Origin of the sequence: Pseudoalteromonas porphyrae (genome assembly GCF_001298125.1) — a bacterium.
Taxonomy (GTDB): Bacteria; Pseudomonadota; Gammaproteobacteria; order Enterobacterales; family Alteromonadaceae; genus Pseudoalteromonas; species Pseudoalteromonas neustonica.
The window spans coordinates 129,679-148,674 of the sequence record NZ_LHPH01000008.1 but is presented as its reverse complement, the minus strand read 5'-3'; the positions used below and the strand labels follow the sequence as shown (position 1 = coordinate 148,674).

Genomic DNA, 18,996 nt, shown 5'->3' with positions numbered 1-18,996 from the left:
GACGCTTACAGTGCTAAGAGATATTTGCCAAGTAAATTTATCAGGTAATTGTATTTACAATATAATTGATGCAAACTTGTCTTATATTACTTGTCAGTGGATATTAATTTGCAAACAGCTTGCCCTAACTGTGATTTAATTATCGAAGTTCCTCGGATAGCTGCTAAGCAAGTGGCTGTTTGTCCACACTGCCACACTAAGCTTTGCTCTGCAAACCTAAATAACGATGCACGAATAGTAGCCTTAAGTCTTAGCTCGCTTATCATGCTACTCAGTAGTATGTTCTACCCTTTTATCTCATTTAGCAGTAGTGGTATTACCCAAACTATAACCCTTCCCGACGCCGCTCGCATACTTTTTAACTACGACAGTGATTTACTTGGCATTTTTATTGATCTGAGTATTATCGGGTTGCCTATGGCGTTATTGGTAACATTAATCCCATTGCATTTAGGTTTATTGAAAGTACTTCCTTATGGTTTTGCCAAACGATTGCTTAAATATACATTAGCCATTGAACCTTGGGTCATGTCTGAAATATTTTTAATTGGTGTGTTAGTCAGTATGGTTAAAATTATGTCCATGGCTGATATTAGTTTTGGGGTGAGTTTTTGGGCTTATGTGGCATTTGTTATTTTTTATATTGCTACGCTTACGCAACTCAATCACAGGCGACTGTGGGATCAAGTTCAACCAATAAAAGCGATTAAATACGTTCATCATAGTCACCGAGCAATAGATAATAACGTACGTTCATGCCATGTTTGCCATCAACTGAGTGACTCTCAATACTGTACTCGGTGCAACACAAAAACACATATACGTAATCCCCATAGTGTACAAAAAGCTGCTGCATGGCTTATTACTTCCGTTGCGTGTTATATCCCAGCCAATATTTTCCCTATAATGTACACCACCAGCTTGGGAGATGAATCCCCCTCTACCTTAATTGGTGGCGTAATAGTATTGTGGCAAGCGGGCTCTTATCCTATTGCGCTAATCATTTTTTTAGCCAGTGTAGTCGTGCCTTTAGCAAAAGCATTAATCCTTACGCTTTTATGTTTATTAGTTAGTAAACCGGCAAATAGCCAAACAAAAGGCTATACCAAGGTATACTTATTAACTGAGTTTATAGGACGCTGGTCTATGATTGATGTATTTGTTGTGGCAATTTTAGTAGCCTTAGTCCAACTTGGGAATTTAATGTCGGTAACCCCCGGTATAGGCACAATATTTTTTACAGTTATGGTAATTTGCCAAATGTTGGCAGCGCACGCATTTGATCCTCGACTATTATGGGATTCTCCAAGCAATGATAATAAACACAACCAATTAGAGAAAAAACATGAGTGAAATAGCTAACATCAAAAAAGAGCCAACTATTTCAGGTATTTGGATAATTCCTATTATTGCTTTATTGGTTGGCGCATGGATGCTATATCAGTATCAAGCAAGTAAAGGTGCCACTATCTACATCTCGATGCCTCAAGCTGAGGGTATTGTTGCGGGTAAAACAGAAATAAAAGTACGCAGCGTAAAAATTGGCCATATTGATCATGTTCGTCTCTCTAGTGACAAAAACAGTGTTATTGCACGAGCACAAATAGATAAACATTATGATAGCTTACTTACTGATGACGCCACTATATGGGTTGTCAAGCCGCGTATTGATGAAACGGGGATCAGTGGTATGAGTACATTATTATCCGGTGTTTACTTGGAATTCGCCCCAGGAGAAAGTAAAAACATCACCGACCGTTTTGATTTACAAGATGAACCTGCACTAATAGGTAAAGATGTTAAAGGGGGTCGTTTCACATTACAAAGCTTTAATGCAGAAGTCATGGAGGTCAGCACCGGAATTTTCTTTAAAAACTATAAAATTGGCCAAATTGAAACGGCGACTTTTGATTGGAAAAATCAAGCCATGAAGTATGGTATTTTTATCAATGAACCTTATCAAAATTTGATCACTCTGAATTCTATTTTTTGGGTCAACTCGGGTATTGAAATTGATTTATCAGCTGATGGAATTAACTTCAAAACAGGCTCATTGAGTAAGTTATTAAAAGGGGGAATTTCGGTCGGTTTACCAGAACAACAAGCGCCGGGTGACTTTGCCCAAGACGGCCATGGTTTTTCTTTAAGTAACAGCTATCAAGATGCTCTTGAAGAACGTTTTTATGATTTTGATTATTACTTAATTGAATTTGAACAATCAATACGTGGTCTACGTGCGGGTGCACCTGTTGAATACAGAGGCATGCGTGTTGGCACTGTAGTAGAGGCGCCAGCAAATGTTATTATTGACGGTAAACCCGCTCATTTTAAAACAGATAACACCGCAGTTCCTGCACTTATAAAAATAGAGTACGGCCGTATGTATCACGACAGTGCTTCGGCTAAAGAGTTTTGGAAAAGCAGTGTTGATGGTTGGATTAAAAACGGTCTGCGTGCGTCATTAAAGCCGGGAAATTTACTTACGGGTGCTGTGTATGTTGATTTTGATATTTATCACGATACACCTGAAGCTCAACTCACATCTATTGCTCAATACCAAGTGTTTCCCAGTGTTTCCAGTGGTATTACGGTGCTTGCAGATCAAGTCTCTGATGTACTCAATAAAGTAAACAGTTTAAAAATTGAAGATAGCTTAGCGCAAATGCAGTCTACATTTGCCGATTACCAAGCACTGGCTAATGAAATGCGTGCGTTGTTAAGCAAACAAGATACACAAGATTTACCCGGTGACTTTAACCGCAATTTTGCTGAAATGACTAAAAGCATGCAGCAATTTGATATTACTATGAAACAATTTGAAAAAACCATGGCGAGTTATCAGCAAGGTTCACAATTTCATCATCAGTTACAACAAACACTGTCTGAGTTTAAGCGTTTGAGTGAAGAATTACAGCCATTAACTCGTGGTTTAAACGAACAACCTAACATGTTTATTTTTGACAAATCATTACCCGCAGATCCAACGCCGAGGAAACAATAATGCCATATACTTTCATCGCTAAAGTGCTAATAGCAATAAGTCTGACATTATTAACCGGATGCAGTCAGTCACTTAATTCATCTATTGAATATTATCAATTCGAGCAGGCTATCAAGCCAATTCAACGAAATAGTATTGATACCTCAACACAGTTACGTATTAATACTGTTACTTTACGCGGCGCGTTAAACAATCGTGGAATTGCAATGAAAATAGATAATAATCAAATCAATGCGGCTAATTATCATTTATGGAGTGAAGCACCCGATCAAATGCTTACAGCAAGCAGTCATCAGACTTTGTTTACCGCGCTTGATGATTGGATGGTTGTCAAAGGCTTGCCTGTGATCACTGATAAAGATCAACAAAGCTATTATGAATTAGAATATGAGCTACACCACTTTTATGGTGATAAACAAGGTAATGCAGATATAGCTGGGCTTTGGCGTCTTTACTATACCTCATTTGAGCAAGGTCGTTCTTTACAAGCGGTTCACTATTTTAGTGAGCTAACCCCCTTAGTTGAGAATGACTATGAAGGGCTTGTTGCTAGCCTAGAAAAAACCTGGCATACCATTAATTTACAAGTAGCAGCTCAGTTGCACACCATTAAAAGGTCTTCAAAAATACATTAATAGCGAGTGCATCGGGGCTTATGATCACCTTAGTATAATCACTAAAGTCCAGCTTTTTAAAGACTCGTTTGGAAGCGGTATTGTCTTGTGAAGTAATTGCACTTATTACATCAAACTGTTGACTCGCAGCTTGCAGTAGCGCATTACATCCCTGTGTTTATACCCTTTCCCCACATATTCGGATAATAATGCATAACCGAGATCAGGGCTATTTACCTTTAACTAAAAAAGCCCCGTTGATATTCGGGGCTTCTTCGTTTTTATCTCTCGCGAACAAGGATAGTTAAGTATGGTTAATCTGCACTATTTGCTTACCGGTAAACCCCCCATTAACTTGCATATTGAGTGCATTGGAAATACTTTTTGCATCAAATTTAACTGCCGTAATAGCAGGGATCATGAGTGTGCCTTGCGCCATATTTTCGAGCAATAAATTTCCCATAAAACTCATTCGCTGTTGAGCGCATAAGCTATTAGCCAGCCATGCCCCTCCTAATGAAACAATACCAATATTAGGCGCTCGCCTAAACATCAACTCTTGCTCAAATTTAGGCAGTGGATTTAAACAGGCTATACGACCACAAAATCGCATTAATTCAACATTACGCACTGTTGTTTCACCACCAATTGAATCCAGTACCGCATCAAAACCTTGTGGGCCTAACTCTTTTTTGATTTTTTCACTGAGTTTTTTATCGGTATAATCAAACACAGCATCAGCACCCAGTTTTTTAACAAGTTTATGATTTCGCTTACTTGCCGTTGTAAAAACAGTGGCACCACGTTGCTTGGCAAACTGAATAGCAAATTGACCAACAGCACCTGCGCCGGCTTCAATCAGGATTGAATCGCCCTCTGTCAATTGCAATTTATCAAGCGCAATTAACGCTGACATCCCCGCACAAGGTAACACCGCAGCATCGCTAAATGTGACTTCATCTGGTATTAGTGACACAGCGTAATTAGGGACTTTGGCGTATTCAGACAGCACGCCTTGCTCACCAATATTACCATGCCACATTACCCGTGAGCCTATCTCAGGGAATATCCCCTTACGAGCTTTAACAACCACCCCCACAGCATCTAAGCCAAGAGTGTGGGGGTATTGCCATTTGCAAAAGCCCTGTTTAGCAAAGTATGCATCAACGGGATTTAAGCCAACATACTCAACTTTGATCAGCAGTTCATTGTCTACAATTTCTGGCACAGGCAATTCCAACTCAGATAAATCGATCTGCTCGTTGGGCTCAAGTAGCGCAATCGCGCGCATAGTTGCGGGAATTGGCGATAAAAAATCAGTATGTGGCATCAATAACTCTACATTGGCTAATTAACTAACACATAACTCCAACGACCATTAAATACTTGATAGGTATCTACCTTGGCAAGTAATGATGAAATCGTTGAGTCAATTGCATTTTCTTGCGCTATTAAAACATCCTGTCGCGCATCTAACAACTCTAAGTATGGTATTTGCCCTTCTTGATACATAGCCTGCGCTTGTAAAAAGGCACTATTGGCAAAATCAAAGCGTTGTTTTGCATAGTCTTGCTGCTGACTTTGCTTTACTAATAATTGCAATGATAGTTCACTTTCACTCATTGCATTTAACACAACGTGTTGATATTGACTGTAAGCGGCTTCACTCAAGTATTGTTGTGCATCACGCTGGGCTAATAAAGCCGGGTAACTTAATAATGACCACTTTATTTGTGGTGCAACTTGCCATTGCTGCTGTGTATCTGACAATCGATTATTATCTAAACTCAATACACCTGCAAACGCACTTAAACTAATATCTGGTAACAACGCTTTACTTGCTGCTACGCTTAATGAGTGAGCTTGGCTAAACTCAAATAACGCTTGGCTAATATCAGGACGAAGCGCGATTGCATCACTTGGTTTTGCTAAACTAACCGTAAATCCACGTTCAAGTACACTACGCTCATCTATCAATGTAATATCACTCGGTAATAGCCCTGATAACATTGCAAGTGTTGCTAAGTCGCGAAACTGTGCATATTTAATATCCGGTAATAATGCTTGCTGGCGCTTTAGCTGCGCTAAAGTACGGTTTAAATCAAGCTCATTAGCAATCCCTTCTTCAACCTGAGCACGCAATACACCTATACTTTGTTTAAGCGCCTCAATTTGCAGTTCAATTATATGCTGTTTTTGCTTATTTCCTTGATAACTTACAAACCCTTTAACCACCGACGCAACGACTTCAATATGTAGCGCACGTACTTGCTCTGCTTGACTCATTGCCCCTGCATTACTGGCATTAACTAATGCAGTCACTTTCCCAAATAAATCCAGTTGCCAATCAAAATTGGCATTGGCAGCTGACTGGCGAGTATTTAGTTCGCCCAAACTACTACGCGTTGCTTCAATACCTACACCACCTTGGGGCAAGTATTGTGCTTTTTGTCCCCCTAAGCGGGCAAGTGCACTTTTCAGTTTTAATTGGCTGGTTCGTAAATCGTGATTATTAGCACGCGCATTTGCAACCAAGTTATTAAGCTGTGACGAATCTAATTGTTGCCACCAATTTAGTTCATCTTGACCTACTAACTGAGATGCAATTTGTGTTTGCGCAACAAACTCTTGAAGCTGACTCTGATGTTGCTGTTCATCTATTTTACTAGCACAACCGGCTAACAACCCCGCAACCAATACAGCGGTTATACGCAACTTATTACTGTTCATTTACTTGCTCCACTGTCGCGTGTTCTTTGCTTTTTGTGACCAAAATATAAAATACTGGCGTGAATAACAAACCAAATACCGTCACACCAATCATGCCTGAAAATACTGCATTCCCCATCGCATGACGCATTTCTGCACCGGCCCCTGTTGCTAATACCAGCGGGATTACACCAGCAGTAAAGGCAATCGAAGTCATGAGGATTGGTCTTAATCGCATCCGACACGCTTCTAAAATCGCATCAAAATGACTTAATCCATGGTTATTTTTATCGCGCGCAAACTCCACCATCAATATCGCATTTTTAGACGCGAGTGCGACCAAGACGATTAATGCAATTTGCGTGAAAATATTATTATCAGAGCCCACTAGCCATACACCCATTAATGCTGAGAATATTGTCATAGGCACAATTAAGATAATCGCCAGCGGTAAACGTAAGCTTTCATATTGCGCTGCTAATACCATAAACACTAATAACACCACCAATGGGAAGACATACACCATGGTATTACCCGCCAAAATCTGCTGAAAAGTCACTTCTGTCCACTCATACTCTATGCCACTGGGTAAATTATCAGCCAGAATGAGTTCAATAGCCTGTTGTGCTTGATCTGAGCTATAACCCGGTGCTGGACTGCCGTTAAGCTCTGCACTTGGGTAACCATTATAATGCATAACGCGATCAGGGCCTGTGGTTGGCGTTACTGTTAATACTGAACCAAGCGGTACCATGTTACCTCGGTTATTTCGTACTTTAAGGTTTAAGACCTGTTCTGGATCAAGGCGATAATCTATATCAGCTTGGGCATTAACTTGGTAAGTACGGCCAAACATATTAAAGTCATTAACATACATAGAGCCAAGATATACTTGTAGTGCATTAAATACTTCATCTAATGGGATGCCTTGGATCAGCGCTTGTTCACGGTCGATATCAATATCCATTTGCGGAACCTGAATCCTAAAACTTGAGTACAACCCCATTAAAGCAGGATCTTGTTGTGCCTTTCCAATTACTGTTTGCAAGCTATTAAATAAGGTTTCGAACCCTTTATTACCACGATCTTCAATTTGCAGTTTAAAACCACCTGTAGTGCCTAAACCTTGAATTGGCGGCGGCGGGAAAACAGCAACAAAGGCCTCATCAATAGCACTAAAGCGCTGATTAAGTTGCGCGGCAATAGCCATCGCAGACTGACTTGGATCAGTACGCTCACTAAACGCATCTAATGGAGTAAATACAATGGCGCTGTTAGGACTATTGGTAAAGCCATTAACTGACAAGCCTGGAAACGCAACTGTGTCAGCAACACCGGGCACTTGCAGCGCTATTTCTTGCATTTGTCTTACTACATCTTGCGTACGATCTAAGCTTGCTGCGTCAGGTAATTGAGCAATTGCTACTAGGTACTGTTTATCCTGTGCAGGAATAAAGCCACCCGGGACAGCATCAAAAAGTTTGAACGTACCGCCGAGTAAAGCAACATAAACAACCATTACCACCATACTCATTCGCATCATTTTTTTAACAAGCTTTTGATACCCTTTAGCACCGCGATCGAACACTCGATTGAACGGGGCAAACAACCAGCGGCCAAATAAACGATTAAGTAAACGTGTCAATGCATCTGGCTTTGCGTCGTGACTTTTTAACAATAACGCTGCTAATGCTGGCGACAGTGTTAGTGAGTTAAATGCAGATATAACCGTAGAAATCGTAATTGTTAGCGCAAACTGTTTATAAAATTGACCTGAAAGCCCAGAAATAAATGCCGTTGGAATAAACACTGCACACAGCACTAACGCAATCGCGATAATTGGCCCTGTCACTTCACTCATTGCTACACGGGTAGCCTCTAAAGGGGATAGACCTTGCTCAATGTTTCGCTCAACGTTTTCGACCACAACGATGGCATCATCAACAACAATACCGATTGCTAATACTAAACCAAATAACGATAAGGTATTTATCGAAACACCTAACCATTGCATCACAGCAAACGTACCAATTAAAGATACTGGCACAGCAATTAGAGGTATTATCGAAGCGCGCCATGTTTGTAAAAATAACACCACCACAATAACAACAAGTGCAATTGCCTCTAGTAACGTGGTAATTACAGCATCAATTGATCCACGTACAAATACAGTAGGATCATAAACGATGTCGTACTCAACCCCACTTGGAAAATCGTTTGATAAACGTGCCATCGTTTCACGCACCTGATCTGAAAGCTCTATCGCGTTCGAACCCGGGCGCTGAAATATCGGCATTGCTAAAGCGGGTTGATTATTGAGCTCCGCACGCAACGAGTACGTATTTTGGCCTAAATCAATACGGGCAACATCATTTAAGCGTGTAAGTTGGCCTTGTTCACCGACTTTGATAATCACCTGTTCAAACTCTTCAATGCTGTTTAAACGTCCTTTAACATTAAGTAGCACCTGAAATTGGCTGTCGTTTGAGGTTGGCTGTGCACCTAAACTACCCGCAGCAACTTGTTGATTTTGTGCGCGAAGTGCGCTTACCACATCCATTGCCGTTAATTCGCGTGCTGCAAGTGCATCAGGGTTTAACCATACACGCATAGAGTATTGCCCAGCACCAAAAAGCTGTACATCTCCCACTCCACTTAAACGTGCAATTTGGTCTTTTATATACAAATCCGCATAATTAGATAGGTAAGCGGTGTCGTGGGTTTTTTCAGGTGAATACAAATGTACCACCATGGTTAGATCCGGGGATGACTTTTCAGCCACAACGCCTAAGCGTTGCACTTCTTGCGGTAAACGTGGCAATGCACTGTTAACGCGGTTTTGCACTTGCACTTGAGCACGATCTAAATCAGTACCGAGCGCAAACGTAACAGTTAACGTCATGCGGCCATCACTGGTCGCTTGTGAAAACATATACAGCATGTTTTCAGCGCCATTAATTTCTTGCTCTAATGGCGTGGCAACAGTTTGTGCGATTACCGTTGGATTTGCACCCGGGTAGTTAGCTGTAACAACAACCGTTGGAGGCACAACTTCAGGGTATTCACTCACTGGTAATTGAAATAACGAAATACCACCAGCAATTAAAATAATTAATGACAGCATGGCCGCAAAGATTGGCCGTTGGATAAAAAAGTGTGAAAATTTCATAAATTACCCTACTTCTTAGCCATTAAAATATGCTGCGCTGTTGGCGAGAGCGTAAACGCCACACCTTCGGTATCTAACGTTATTTGATTTGGCGCAATGGGCATACCTGGTCCCACACGTGCAGGCCCATTAACAGCTATCACATCGCCTGTTTTTAAGCCTGATGTGATAGTGCGAAAACGACCGTAGCGCTCACCAACCGTAACAAGCTTATATTCAAGAATATTATTGTCACCAACAGTCAATACAAAACGATTTTTCAAATCGGTACCTATCGCTCTATCTGGCACGATTACCTGCTCTGTGACATCGCTGGCGGCTAATTTAATACGCGCAAATGACCCCGCGCGTAGCGCTTCGTTTTCATCAAAGCGTGCACGTACACGTAATGTACCCGTTGCTGCGTTTATTTGATTATCAATAAAATCAATATACCCAATGTGAGCAAATGCACGTTGACCTACCTTTTGCATTACAACCTGTTGTTTATCATTGGCTGTTACATCATTAAAAGCGCTATTCCATGTACGCTCGTCTACATCAAAGTACGCGTACATCGTTTGATTTGACACAATTGACGTTAAAACCGTTTGCCCAGCCAGTACGTTATTACCTTTGGTAATATTTGCTAAGGAGATAACGCCATCAATCGGTGAGCGTATATCTGTAAATTCTAAATCCAGTTTGGCTGAAACTAGCTGCGCCTTTAATGCTGCTAACTGAGCTTCTCGTTGATGTAACATCGAAGTACGAGATTCAGCTTGCTCGGTAGAAATAGCTTTTCGCTGCGTTAACCTTACCGCTCTTTTCGCTTCGCTTTGCGCTTGAGATAAAGCCGCTTTTGCACTTTGTACTTGTGCTTCAAGGCTGGTAACAACTGCCGCATATGGACGAGCATCTAATTTAAACAGTAAATCGCCTTGTTTAACGTTATCGCCTTCTTTAAACGCAATGTGATCAATAACCCCTGCAACTCGTGGCATAAGAGCAACCTCTTCAGGTGCCTCAAGTCGTGTCGTGAAAGTGTGCCAATTTTGTACTGGTTTGATAATTACTTGTGCAACATCAATTGGCTGTAAGTGCTGTTGTTGACTGGTTTGTTGGCTTGGTTCTTCCGCACATCCGCTCAGAGCAAGTGATGCCCCTAAAATTGCAGTAGCTATTAAGTGTTTGTTCATGACGACGCTCCTTTTAGTATATTTATCCATGGTACGGAACAAACCTGCGGACAAAAACTATAGATTTCAAAACTCATTAATGCCAATATGGCACCAATTAAATTTGAATGAGCAAAATATGGATACTACGAGTCGTTTATTAATGTTGTTAGAAGTGGTTGAGCGTGGCTCTTTTGCTAAAGCAGCTGAAACCCGTAATATTGATCGTTCTGTGATCTCAAAACAAATTAGCCGTCTTGAGGATGACTTAGGTGTTCGTTTATTAAATCGAACCACTCGTTCATTTTCACTTACTGCAGCTGGCGCTGAAATGGTCAAAAAAGCCAGTGAGCTACGCGAACTATTAGGTGAAACCGTACGCCTTGCTGAGAACTATCACCAAGAACCGCGCGGCGTGTTAAAAATCACATCCTCAACCATTATTGGACGGCGTTATTTACAACCCGTGATCAATGATTTTCAAAAACGCTTTCCGCAGGTTGAGGTTGAGTTACGCTTAGATGATAGGCTTGTCGATATTGTCTCTGAAGGGTTTGATTTAGCATTTAGGGTGGGAGAGCCCAAAGATTCATCCTTAATTGCTCGTAAAATTGCCCGTAATCGATTACTACTTTTGGCATCACCAGAGTTTATTAGAACGTATGGATTGCCTGAAAAAATTGAAGATTTAATTGATTTACCCGCAGCCAGCTATTCAAGCACTTCATTGCGCGTTGAGGGCGTGAAGTATGTTGATGAGTTTGGTTTGCCACAAGAGCAAAAAATTAAAAGCGTATTTAGAGCGAATGATGCAGAAGTACTTTTAGATAAAACCCTTTCTGGAACAACTTATGTTCTTGCACCCGCGTTTATTATCGGCAATGAAATTAAGGAAGGACGATTAGTGCCTATGCTTACACATTTAAAACTTGCTGAATACAGTGCAATGTATGCCGTTTATCCACATCGCGATTTACCAGTTCGTACTCGGCTATTTTTTGATGCAATACGTGAGCATTTAGGAAAAGACTTGCCTCTGTGGGAACAAAATATTCCAGAGTTTGAGTTAATGTATCAAGGAAATTAAATAGTCGCGTCATTATGAGGCTTGATTTAGTTGCTTTCCCTGTGGTGGGTCATTAAAAACAACTTGGTTACGTCCGTTATTTTTAGCTTGATAGAGCCTATCATCTGCTGCTTTTATTGTTTGCTTTAAGGTTTCATTGCCACTGTAAGCGATAACGCCAATACTTGCTGTAATTGACACTAATTGCTCTGCAATAATAAGCTTATTATTCTCTATAGTATGTCTAATATTTTCTGCAATGTTTGCCGCCTCAGACGCCGATGAGTGAGCAACAAAGATGGCAAACTCTTCACCACCAATACGAAAAACAGCACCTTCTTTAGTTAACTGAGATTTGATAATTTTAGTTACTTCAATCAGCACACTGTCACCAATTGCATGGCCAAACTCGTCGTTTACTTTCTTAAAAAAATCTAAATCCATTACCATCGTATAAAGATTTTCTTTATCACTAAGTTCAATCTCAAAATATTGATTCATTGCTAAGCGGTTCCCAGCGCCTGTAAGTGGATCTAACATTGCTAAATCTTCCAAACGCTTAGAAAAACTAGCTCGGCTTGTTTCAAATACATGCGCAATAACCCAAATAGTAACATAGCTAAATGCGAGATTTAAACCTAGATTCGATGGGGAATATGGAGCCACACTTTCTTTTGTTATTAATGCGATGGCTTGCAACAGAGCCAGTGACATTGACAAACCAAAGCCCCACAACTTTCCCAATAATAAGTAATACAGAACGGGTAAAACGAGGGTCCAAACAAAAAGTGCGTTATATACACTTGATAAGTAACTACCCAGCACAACTAATAACGACACAAAAGTGCAAATACTGACAGGCTGCCAAAGTTTAAATACATGTTTAGTTATATAAAAATAAATACCAAAACAATACACAGAAAAAACAACTTCCAAAGCGCCTAATATTAAAAAGTCATTTATTAATAGATTAAATACCGCAAATATCCCTGACAGAACACCTAGACACAGGCACATCCACTTAAGAACTCTACTACGTAAAGCAAGCGTGCTATTAAGGGCCGCAATATCCATTTATAAACTTAATTTAAGAAGAGACTGGCTATTATTTTAAACATAAATGGTTATATCTCAAGTGTAGAAGGCCAATCACTGCATTTAACCTCTACTAATAACGCTCAGACGAACTAAAAGTTACTAAAGTGCAACTTCCATTTTATAGTAGGCTACCTCCCCTTTGAAAAAGCGCTCACTGCACACATGCATATCAAACCGTTTATAAAACTCTAAAGCAGACTCTCTGGCATCACACCAAAAGTAATCAACAGTGCCACCTTTTAAAAACGTAATGATAAATGTAAGCAATTGTGATCCTATCCCCTGATTTTGATATTGCGGATCAGTGGCAAACTTGCGTAAACGTGCTTTATTTAATGTTAAATATACGGATGCTACACACACTAATAAATCATCAACGAATACCCCAAAATGTAAACCATCGTCATCCTCTGGTATATGACAATACTCTAAAGGTTTATTTGGCCATAAAACACGGTGGCGAAGAGGGATTGTTTGCTGCCATGAAATTCTACGTATTTTCATCTGGCTGGATCCCTTAAAATATCAATCATTTATCAAATCGTCTATTTCATCAACCATTTGTGTAAACTCCTTACGTGCATGCTTAATCTGTTTATCCGACAAGGTTTGCCTTAAATCAACTAATAATGCCGCATAACGCGCTAAGTTTTGTTGATCGTGCATAATTAACTCTTCACTCATAAATGCGTGCCTGTTTTTAATAATACGGCCAAGCTCTCGCGTAAAATCATCATTATCGAGTTTATCGGAGTTAAATGCACTGCTCAAAGCATCTAACCGCGTTTGTTTATAGCGTTGCCATAATATAAATGTTGATTGAAATTCACTATTAGCCACTGTAATTAGCTGCGTTTGTTCTGCCGATAACTTTCCCAGCCAATCAGCATAAGTTGCTAATTGATCTTTTAAACGCTCTTCAGAACGCTCCTTTGCTGTTTGATCTGCAAATTCTTGCTGCTCTTCATTCATTTTGTCGCTAATTGCAGCTATAAACTGTGCACGTTGTTTACTATCAAGTGTTTTGGCAACTTCAATTAAAGGCATGCTTATATGCTCTACTAAAATTTGCCAGTGTTGTTTAGTATTTTGAAAGTGCGCAACAAGTATTTTCTGCGATGGTGTTCCTGACAGTATCTCTTGTAATGTAATAAGATCTTTTTTGTATAACGGTAGCTGTGTTTTTCGGTGCCAATCTCGCATTTCTTTGATTAACGATTTAACCGTTTTACTTTGCTGCTTGTCTAAATCAACATAATCATCAATCCAAAATGTGGATAACCAACCAATATTGTTATAGGTAAAAGATGCTGAACACCCAGCTAAACTAAGCAGCATTAACCCAATCAATCCAAGCTTATAGTTTAAACGTATATTTTTTATAAACATTTTAGTTTTTATTAGAGTACGAATAACCCTACGGTAATCAACTTATTCGCCGGTGTAAATGGAGCAATTCAAAATAAAACAAATTAAATGTAAATAGTTATCATTTAACCGTTGACTGACACGTTAAACTAAGTAATAATCGTTCGCATCAATACAGAGTAACCCACACATTAATACTTCGCTTAGTGTGAATGGAATGTACCGACCTCAGTGCCCTAGGGAAGAATATCCAGTAAGGATGCTGGACCCCTTTAGTACAACTTTGTTGATGAAGATAGTGACGCTTCAGCAGTATTGCTTACTCGACCCAAGTAATACAACTTTAAGATCACACTTACTTGCTACATTGCTCATATCGGTGACGGTTGATATGAACCCAAAAAGCCCCTAAGGGGCTTTTTTTATTTCTTTAAATTTTCTGTAATATCTGTATCTTATATCTATTCGTTATCATTTTTAGAACCAAGCTAGGCAATTGCTATTGTTAGGACTAAAATTAAAGAGTTATAAACTCAATGGAGATATTGCCATGTGGCAACCTAAGTTTAATGTATTGTTAATGGTCGCTGCACTTGGCTTTAATGGTGTTGCCCATGCAGGACTTGAAGATGGGATACGCGCGGCCAACGAAGGGCAATTTGAAGAAGCGCTAAAAGAGTTTAACTATCTTGCTGATAAAGGCTTTGCACCTGGTATATACGAATTAGGTAAGCTCTACGAAAACGGTCACGGCGTCGTTCGTAACTACCATAAAGCGGCTGCGCTTTATCAAGAAGGAGTCAAAAAGCAACATGTAGATTCAATGTTTGCTCTTGCGGTTCTTTACCAAGAAGGTAAAGGTGTAAAACTTGATAAGCAAATGTCTGTGACTCTTTTTAAACAAGCAGCAGCAAAAAATATGCCTGCAGCTCAATTTAACCTTGGTGTAATGTATGCTAATGGCGAAGGCGTAAGCCAAGATTATAAACAAGCCATGCGATGGTATGAGAAAGCAGCTGGAAACAACTACACACTTGCGCAATTTAATATGGCGCTAATGTATTTTGAAGGCCTAGGCGTACAAAAGAACATTGAAAAATCGTATATTTGGAATACCATTGCTGAGTATAATGGTAATTTAAATGCAAGCCATAGCCGAAAACTTGATGAGCGTAAAATGCTCCCCGCTGAAGTTACCGAGGCAAAAGAGAAAGCCGATGTACTTTACGAGCGAATTCTGGCTGGACTCTATGCTGGCGAAGGACGTATGTTTTAAGTTTTAGCTAGGTGGTTTTAGCCCTTTATTACTGCATCGGGTAAGTAAGTTGCAAGAGTAGAAAACGGTATAGCCCCTAGGGCGTGTTGACCTTTCGTGATTGATTTTGCAGCAGTATGTTTGGTATTTAGGCAAGGCAGCGCCTATGTAGTGTGGTTGTTCCCCATAAATAGGCGATAACGCAGTATAAATGCCAAACATGCGCTGCCCAAAGGGTTCTTTCTAGGGACGATTGACTCTTTGTTGCTCGGTTTTTACTTATTCTCACATGGATGTGAGCTAGTAGAATAACGCAGGAGCAGTTATCGAGCCCGCTAGGTTACAAACCTCGCGCCGCGATTAAATTGCCCCTAGGTTGAACAAATTTCAATCCACAAAGGTCAACACGCCCTAGATTAGCAAGTTTTAATAAAAGATATATTAAATGCCTAATAACTTAGTCATGGTTATATTTACGCTCTTTATGGGCGTAAATACAACCATTTTAGCACTTTAATTAATGCCTTATTTTGAGATAATAATAGACTTAACTTTGGGTTGAAACTACCCGTTTTTAATGTGTTTCGCGCATGGCTAAATGTTAAAAACCCTTCAACACCATGATAGTTACCCATTCCTGAAGGCCCCAAACCACCAAAAGGTGCATCGTCCGCAGTAACTTGCATTAGTGTATCATTAACAGCAAAAGTGCCACTGTGTGTTGAATCCTGAACGAGCTGATTTACCTGCTGATCTTGCCCCATAACATACAATGCCAGTGGATGTGGGTGCTGATTAACATAATCGAGTGCTTGAGGTAAACTTTGATAACTCATAATTGGTAATACTGGACCAAAAAGCTCTTCTTGCATCAATAACATATCATCATTAACGTGTGTCACTATATGCAGACCAAGGCGGTGTTTTTGCTCATCCGATTGATTATCATCAAGCGGCATAACAACTTGCGCACCGCGTTGTTGTGCATCATCGAGCAGGTTAGTTAATCGAGAAAAATGCTGTTCACTGATAATTGACGTTAAATTTTTGCCCTCAACACCTAGCGGAAAATGTTTTTTATATAAAGAACATAAAGTTTTTACCAGCTGCTCCTCAAGTTTTTCAGGAACTAAAATGTAGTCTGGAGCAACACAGATCTGCCCAGCATTGGCCATTTTACCAAATAAAATAGCTTTCGCAGCTTTTAAAATATCAACATTTTCGGTAATGATAACAGGCGATTTTCCACCCAACTCTAACGTAACGGGCGTGAGGTTTTTACTCGCCGCAGTCATAACATGACGACCAACGGCTGTTGATCCAGTAAAAAATAAATGTGCGAATGGTAGCCCCGAAAATTGCTGGCTAAGAGTTGCATCCCCCTCTATAACAGCACAATGCTCTGCAAGTTCATCAGTAAAAATTTGTTTGAGTACTTGGTTTGTATGCGGGGTAAATTCACTCACTTTTAACAGCACACGATTACCCGCAGCAATCGCAGTGATCACCGGCACGATTGCAAGTTGAATCGGGTAATTCCATGGCGATATTATTCCTACAACTCCTTTGGCCTGATAGCTTACTGCAATTTTTGAAGGTGCTAAGCTCAGCCCAGCTTTACGAGGGGAGTCTTTCGCCCACTTTGGTAAATGCGAGATAGTGTGCGAGATGGTTTTAACAGTAGGTAAAATATCCCCCAACACGGTATCAAACTCAGTTCGATAACCAAAATCTTTTGACGTAGCCGCTATCAATTCATTTTCGCAGGTAATTAACACTCGTTTTAACTGCTTAAGTAACACGATTCTTTTGGCAATTGGTAAATAAGGGGTAGCGTTAAAACGTTGCTGCATATCATTAAGTTGGGCTGATAGTACAACATCAATACAAGGAATTTGGGTATTAGCAGACAAAAGCGTACTCTGAGTATGTGATAAAAGTATAACCAATATATACCTATACCCAAGCAACCTCAAGATACGTGTTTCGCACTAGAATTATATGGCTTAATGTTTTACCACGTAAAAAGAGTGCTATTAAAATTTTAACAGCACTCTTGAGTTGGGTAACTCGTTTAGTTATTAAAAGTTAAAGACGGAGGCCGCAATAGTCATCGTCACTAAAGTGATCAAGATAATAGCAATAAGGTTTAGTACAAAACCGGCTTTAATCATATCCCCTATTTGTATTTGCCCTGAGCCAAACACTATCGCGTTTGGCGGTGTTGCAACCGGCATCATAAATGCGCAACTGCACGCAATTGCTGCAGGGATCACCCATACTAAAGGTGTGCCTGTAACTGATTCAGCAACAGGACCAAGTAAAGGTAAGAATCCAGCGGCTGTTGCTGTATTACTAGTGATCTCAGTTAAAAAGGTAATTAATGTCGCAATTGCTAAGACGCTCAATACAAGTGGGATTGCACTTGCGCCTTCAATCATGTGTGCTATGTATTCAGCTAAACCTGATGACTTTATTTGCGCCGCAAGGGTTAATCCACCCCCGAACAATAATAACACTCCCCATGGAACGCCTGCGGCACTTGGCCAATCTAAAATGCGCTCGTTACTGCCTTTATTTGCAGGTAATACAAACAACAATAAAGCAGCTGCAATTGCGATGCCTGTGTCAGATATTTTTAAGCCAGAAAAATCCGCAATTAACGGTCTAAATATCCAGCATATCGCCGCAAAAGCAAATACACATAACACGCCTTTTTCAGCTCGTTGCATAAGACCTAAATCTTTCAACTGCGCACTAAAGAGTGACTTAGTATCAACTTTTATCTTTTTCTCATCTGTTTTATCTACTTTATATGCAAATTTAGTTAACCATACCCAACAAATGATCAGCATAGTTAACGATAAAGGCACGCCCACTATCATCCATTGTGCAAAGCCAATTTCAATTTGGTAACTATCAGATAAATAAGCGGCCATTAATGCGTTCGGTGGTGTACCAATTAGTGTTGCAATCCCGCCGATACTTGCGCCGTAAGCAATTGCTAAAAGCAGTGCTTTACCAAAGCCATTATTATTTGGGTTCGATTTTTGAACTAAATGTGTAATGGAAAGTGCAATTGGTAACATCATCACTGCTGTTGCGGTATTAGACATCCACATTGATAAAAAAGCAGTTACTAGCATCATAGCCAAGATCTGTAAACTGGGTTTTGAGCCAGCATACAACATTGTACGCAGAGCAATGCGCTTATGTAGACCCCAACGTTCCATCGCAATTGAGATTAAAAATCCCCCTAAGAATAAAAATATCAATGGGTGCGCATAAGGTGCTGCCACAGTTTTTATTGCGGCAATGTCCGCAAGCGGTGAAAAAACCAGCGGCAATAACGCTGTAGCAGGAATTGGCACAACCTCACTCACCCACCACGATGCCATCCAAAATGCTAGTCCTGCTGTACGAAAAGCCGCTGTGCTCATGCCTGATGGCGGATCCATTAAACAGGTAAATAACATAACCGCAGGGCCTAATAAAAGCATCACCATCTGTAGCATCGGGCTTTTTTCAGATTTACTCTCAATAATTTGTGTACTCATAA

At 40.2% G+C, this 18,996-nt stretch carries 14 protein-coding genes; 5 read left to right on the top strand and 9 right to left on the bottom strand.

All coding sequences use genetic code 11. The features are described 5' to 3' along the window. The first annotated feature begins 108 nt into the window (after nucleotides 1-108). From ADS77_RS09395 to ADS77_RS09385, 3 genes are read left to right on the top strand one after another with little or no spacing between them, the layout of a single operon-like run. The gene (locus tag ADS77_RS09395) at nucleotides 109-1,353 is read left to right on the top strand and encodes a paraquat-inducible protein A (RefSeq protein WP_054205063.1); all 1,245 of its coding nucleotides are present in this window, start codon (nucleotides 109-111) and stop codon (nucleotides 1,351-1,353) included. Then, nucleotides 1,346-3,001, top strand: a complete 1,656-nt coding sequence (gene pqiB / locus ADS77_RS09390; protein ID WP_054454062.1) for an intermembrane transport protein PqiB — start codon at nucleotides 1,346-1,348, stop codon at nucleotides 2,999-3,001. The genes ADS77_RS09395 and pqiB overlap by 8 nt, the downstream gene beginning before the upstream one ends. Continuing rightward, entirely contained in the window at nucleotides 3,001-3,636 is a 636-nt protein-coding gene (locus ADS77_RS09385) for a PqiC family protein (RefSeq protein ID WP_054204962.1), read from the top strand. The genes pqiB and ADS77_RS09385 overlap by 1 nt, the downstream gene beginning before the upstream one ends. A gap of 283 nt (nucleotides 3,637-3,919) precedes the next feature. Here the strand turns inward: ADS77_RS09385 and ADS77_RS09380 are convergent, their stop codons facing one another. From ADS77_RS09380 to ADS77_RS09365, 4 genes are read right to left on the bottom strand one after another with little or no spacing between them, the layout of a single operon-like run. Then, the gene (locus tag ADS77_RS09380) at nucleotides 3,920-4,945 is read right to left on the bottom strand and encodes a zinc-binding dehydrogenase (RefSeq protein WP_054454060.1); all 1,026 of its coding nucleotides are present in this window, start codon (nucleotides 4,943-4,945) and stop codon (nucleotides 3,920-3,922) included. Nucleotides 4,946-4,962: 17 nt separating this feature from the next. Next, entirely contained in the window at nucleotides 4,963-6,345 is a 1,383-nt protein-coding gene (locus tag ADS77_RS09375) for a TolC family protein (protein WP_054454058.1), read from the bottom strand. Continuing rightward, nucleotides 6,335-9,493 (bottom strand): efflux RND transporter permease subunit, encoded by a 3,159-nt coding sequence (locus ADS77_RS09370; RefSeq protein WP_054204965.1) that lies wholly within the window; start codon nucleotides 9,491-9,493, stop codon nucleotides 6,335-6,337. The genes ADS77_RS09375 and ADS77_RS09370 overlap by 11 nt, the downstream gene beginning before the upstream one ends. A gap of 8 nt (nucleotides 9,494-9,501) precedes the next feature. Further along, the gene (locus ADS77_RS09365) at nucleotides 9,502-10,671 is read right to left on the bottom strand and encodes an efflux RND transporter periplasmic adaptor subunit (RefSeq protein ID WP_054454056.1); all 1,170 of its coding nucleotides are present in this window, start codon (nucleotides 10,669-10,671) and stop codon (nucleotides 9,502-9,504) included. Between the two features lie 118 nt (nucleotides 10,672-10,789). Here ADS77_RS09365 and ADS77_RS09360 point away from each other — a divergent pair, with 118 nt between their 5' ends. Then, nucleotides 10,790-11,737 (top strand): LysR family transcriptional regulator, encoded by a 948-nt coding sequence (locus tag ADS77_RS09360; protein ID WP_054205064.1) that lies wholly within the window; start codon nucleotides 10,790-10,792, stop codon nucleotides 11,735-11,737. A 12-nt stretch (nucleotides 11,738-11,749) separates the two neighbouring features. Here the strand turns inward: ADS77_RS09360 and ADS77_RS09355 are convergent, their stop codons facing one another. The 3 genes from ADS77_RS09355 to ADS77_RS09345 all read right to left on the bottom strand — a co-directional run bounded on the left by ADS77_RS09355 (nucleotide 11,750) and on the right by ADS77_RS09345 (nucleotide 14,152). After that, nucleotides 11,750-12,790: a GGDEF domain-containing protein gene (locus ADS77_RS09355; protein ID WP_054204967.1), complete on the bottom strand. Its 1,041-nt coding sequence runs from the start codon at nucleotides 12,788-12,790 to the stop codon at nucleotides 11,750-11,752. 123 nt (nucleotides 12,791-12,913) lie between these two features. Beyond that, the gene (locus ADS77_RS09350; RefSeq protein WP_054204968.1) at nucleotides 12,914-13,318 is read right to left on the bottom strand and encodes a GNAT family N-acetyltransferase; all 405 of its coding nucleotides are present in this window, start codon (nucleotides 13,316-13,318) and stop codon (nucleotides 12,914-12,916) included. Between the two features lie 21 nt (nucleotides 13,319-13,339). Then, on the bottom strand, nucleotides 13,340-14,152 hold the full coding sequence (locus ADS77_RS09345) for a DUF6279 family lipoprotein (RefSeq protein ID WP_235575748.1): 813 nt from the start codon (nucleotides 14,150-14,152) through the stop codon (nucleotides 13,340-13,342). 580 nt (nucleotides 14,153-14,732) lie between these two features. On the opposite strand from ADS77_RS09345, the gene ADS77_RS09340 reads away from it, so the two are divergent. Continuing rightward, on the top strand, nucleotides 14,733-15,458 hold the full coding sequence (locus ADS77_RS09340; protein ID WP_054454052.1) for a tetratricopeptide repeat protein: 726 nt from the start codon (nucleotides 14,733-14,735) through the stop codon (nucleotides 15,456-15,458). Nucleotides 15,459-15,919: 461 nt separating this feature from the next. Here the strand turns inward: ADS77_RS09340 and ADS77_RS09335 are convergent, their stop codons facing one another. Both ADS77_RS09335 and ADS77_RS09330 read right to left on the bottom strand, forming a co-directional pair. Continuing rightward, nucleotides 15,920-17,290: a coniferyl aldehyde dehydrogenase gene (locus ADS77_RS09335; RefSeq protein ID WP_054205065.1), complete on the bottom strand. Its 1,371-nt coding sequence runs from the start codon at nucleotides 17,288-17,290 to the stop codon at nucleotides 15,920-15,922. A 228-nt stretch (nucleotides 17,291-17,518) separates the two neighbouring features. Then, nucleotides 17,519-18,994 carry an SLC13 family permease gene (locus ADS77_RS09330; protein WP_054454049.1) on the bottom strand — a complete coding sequence of 492 codons (1,476 nt, stop codon included), beginning with the start codon at nucleotides 18,992-18,994 and terminating at the stop codon, nucleotides 17,519-17,521. Nucleotides 18,995-18,996 lie beyond the last annotated feature (2 nt).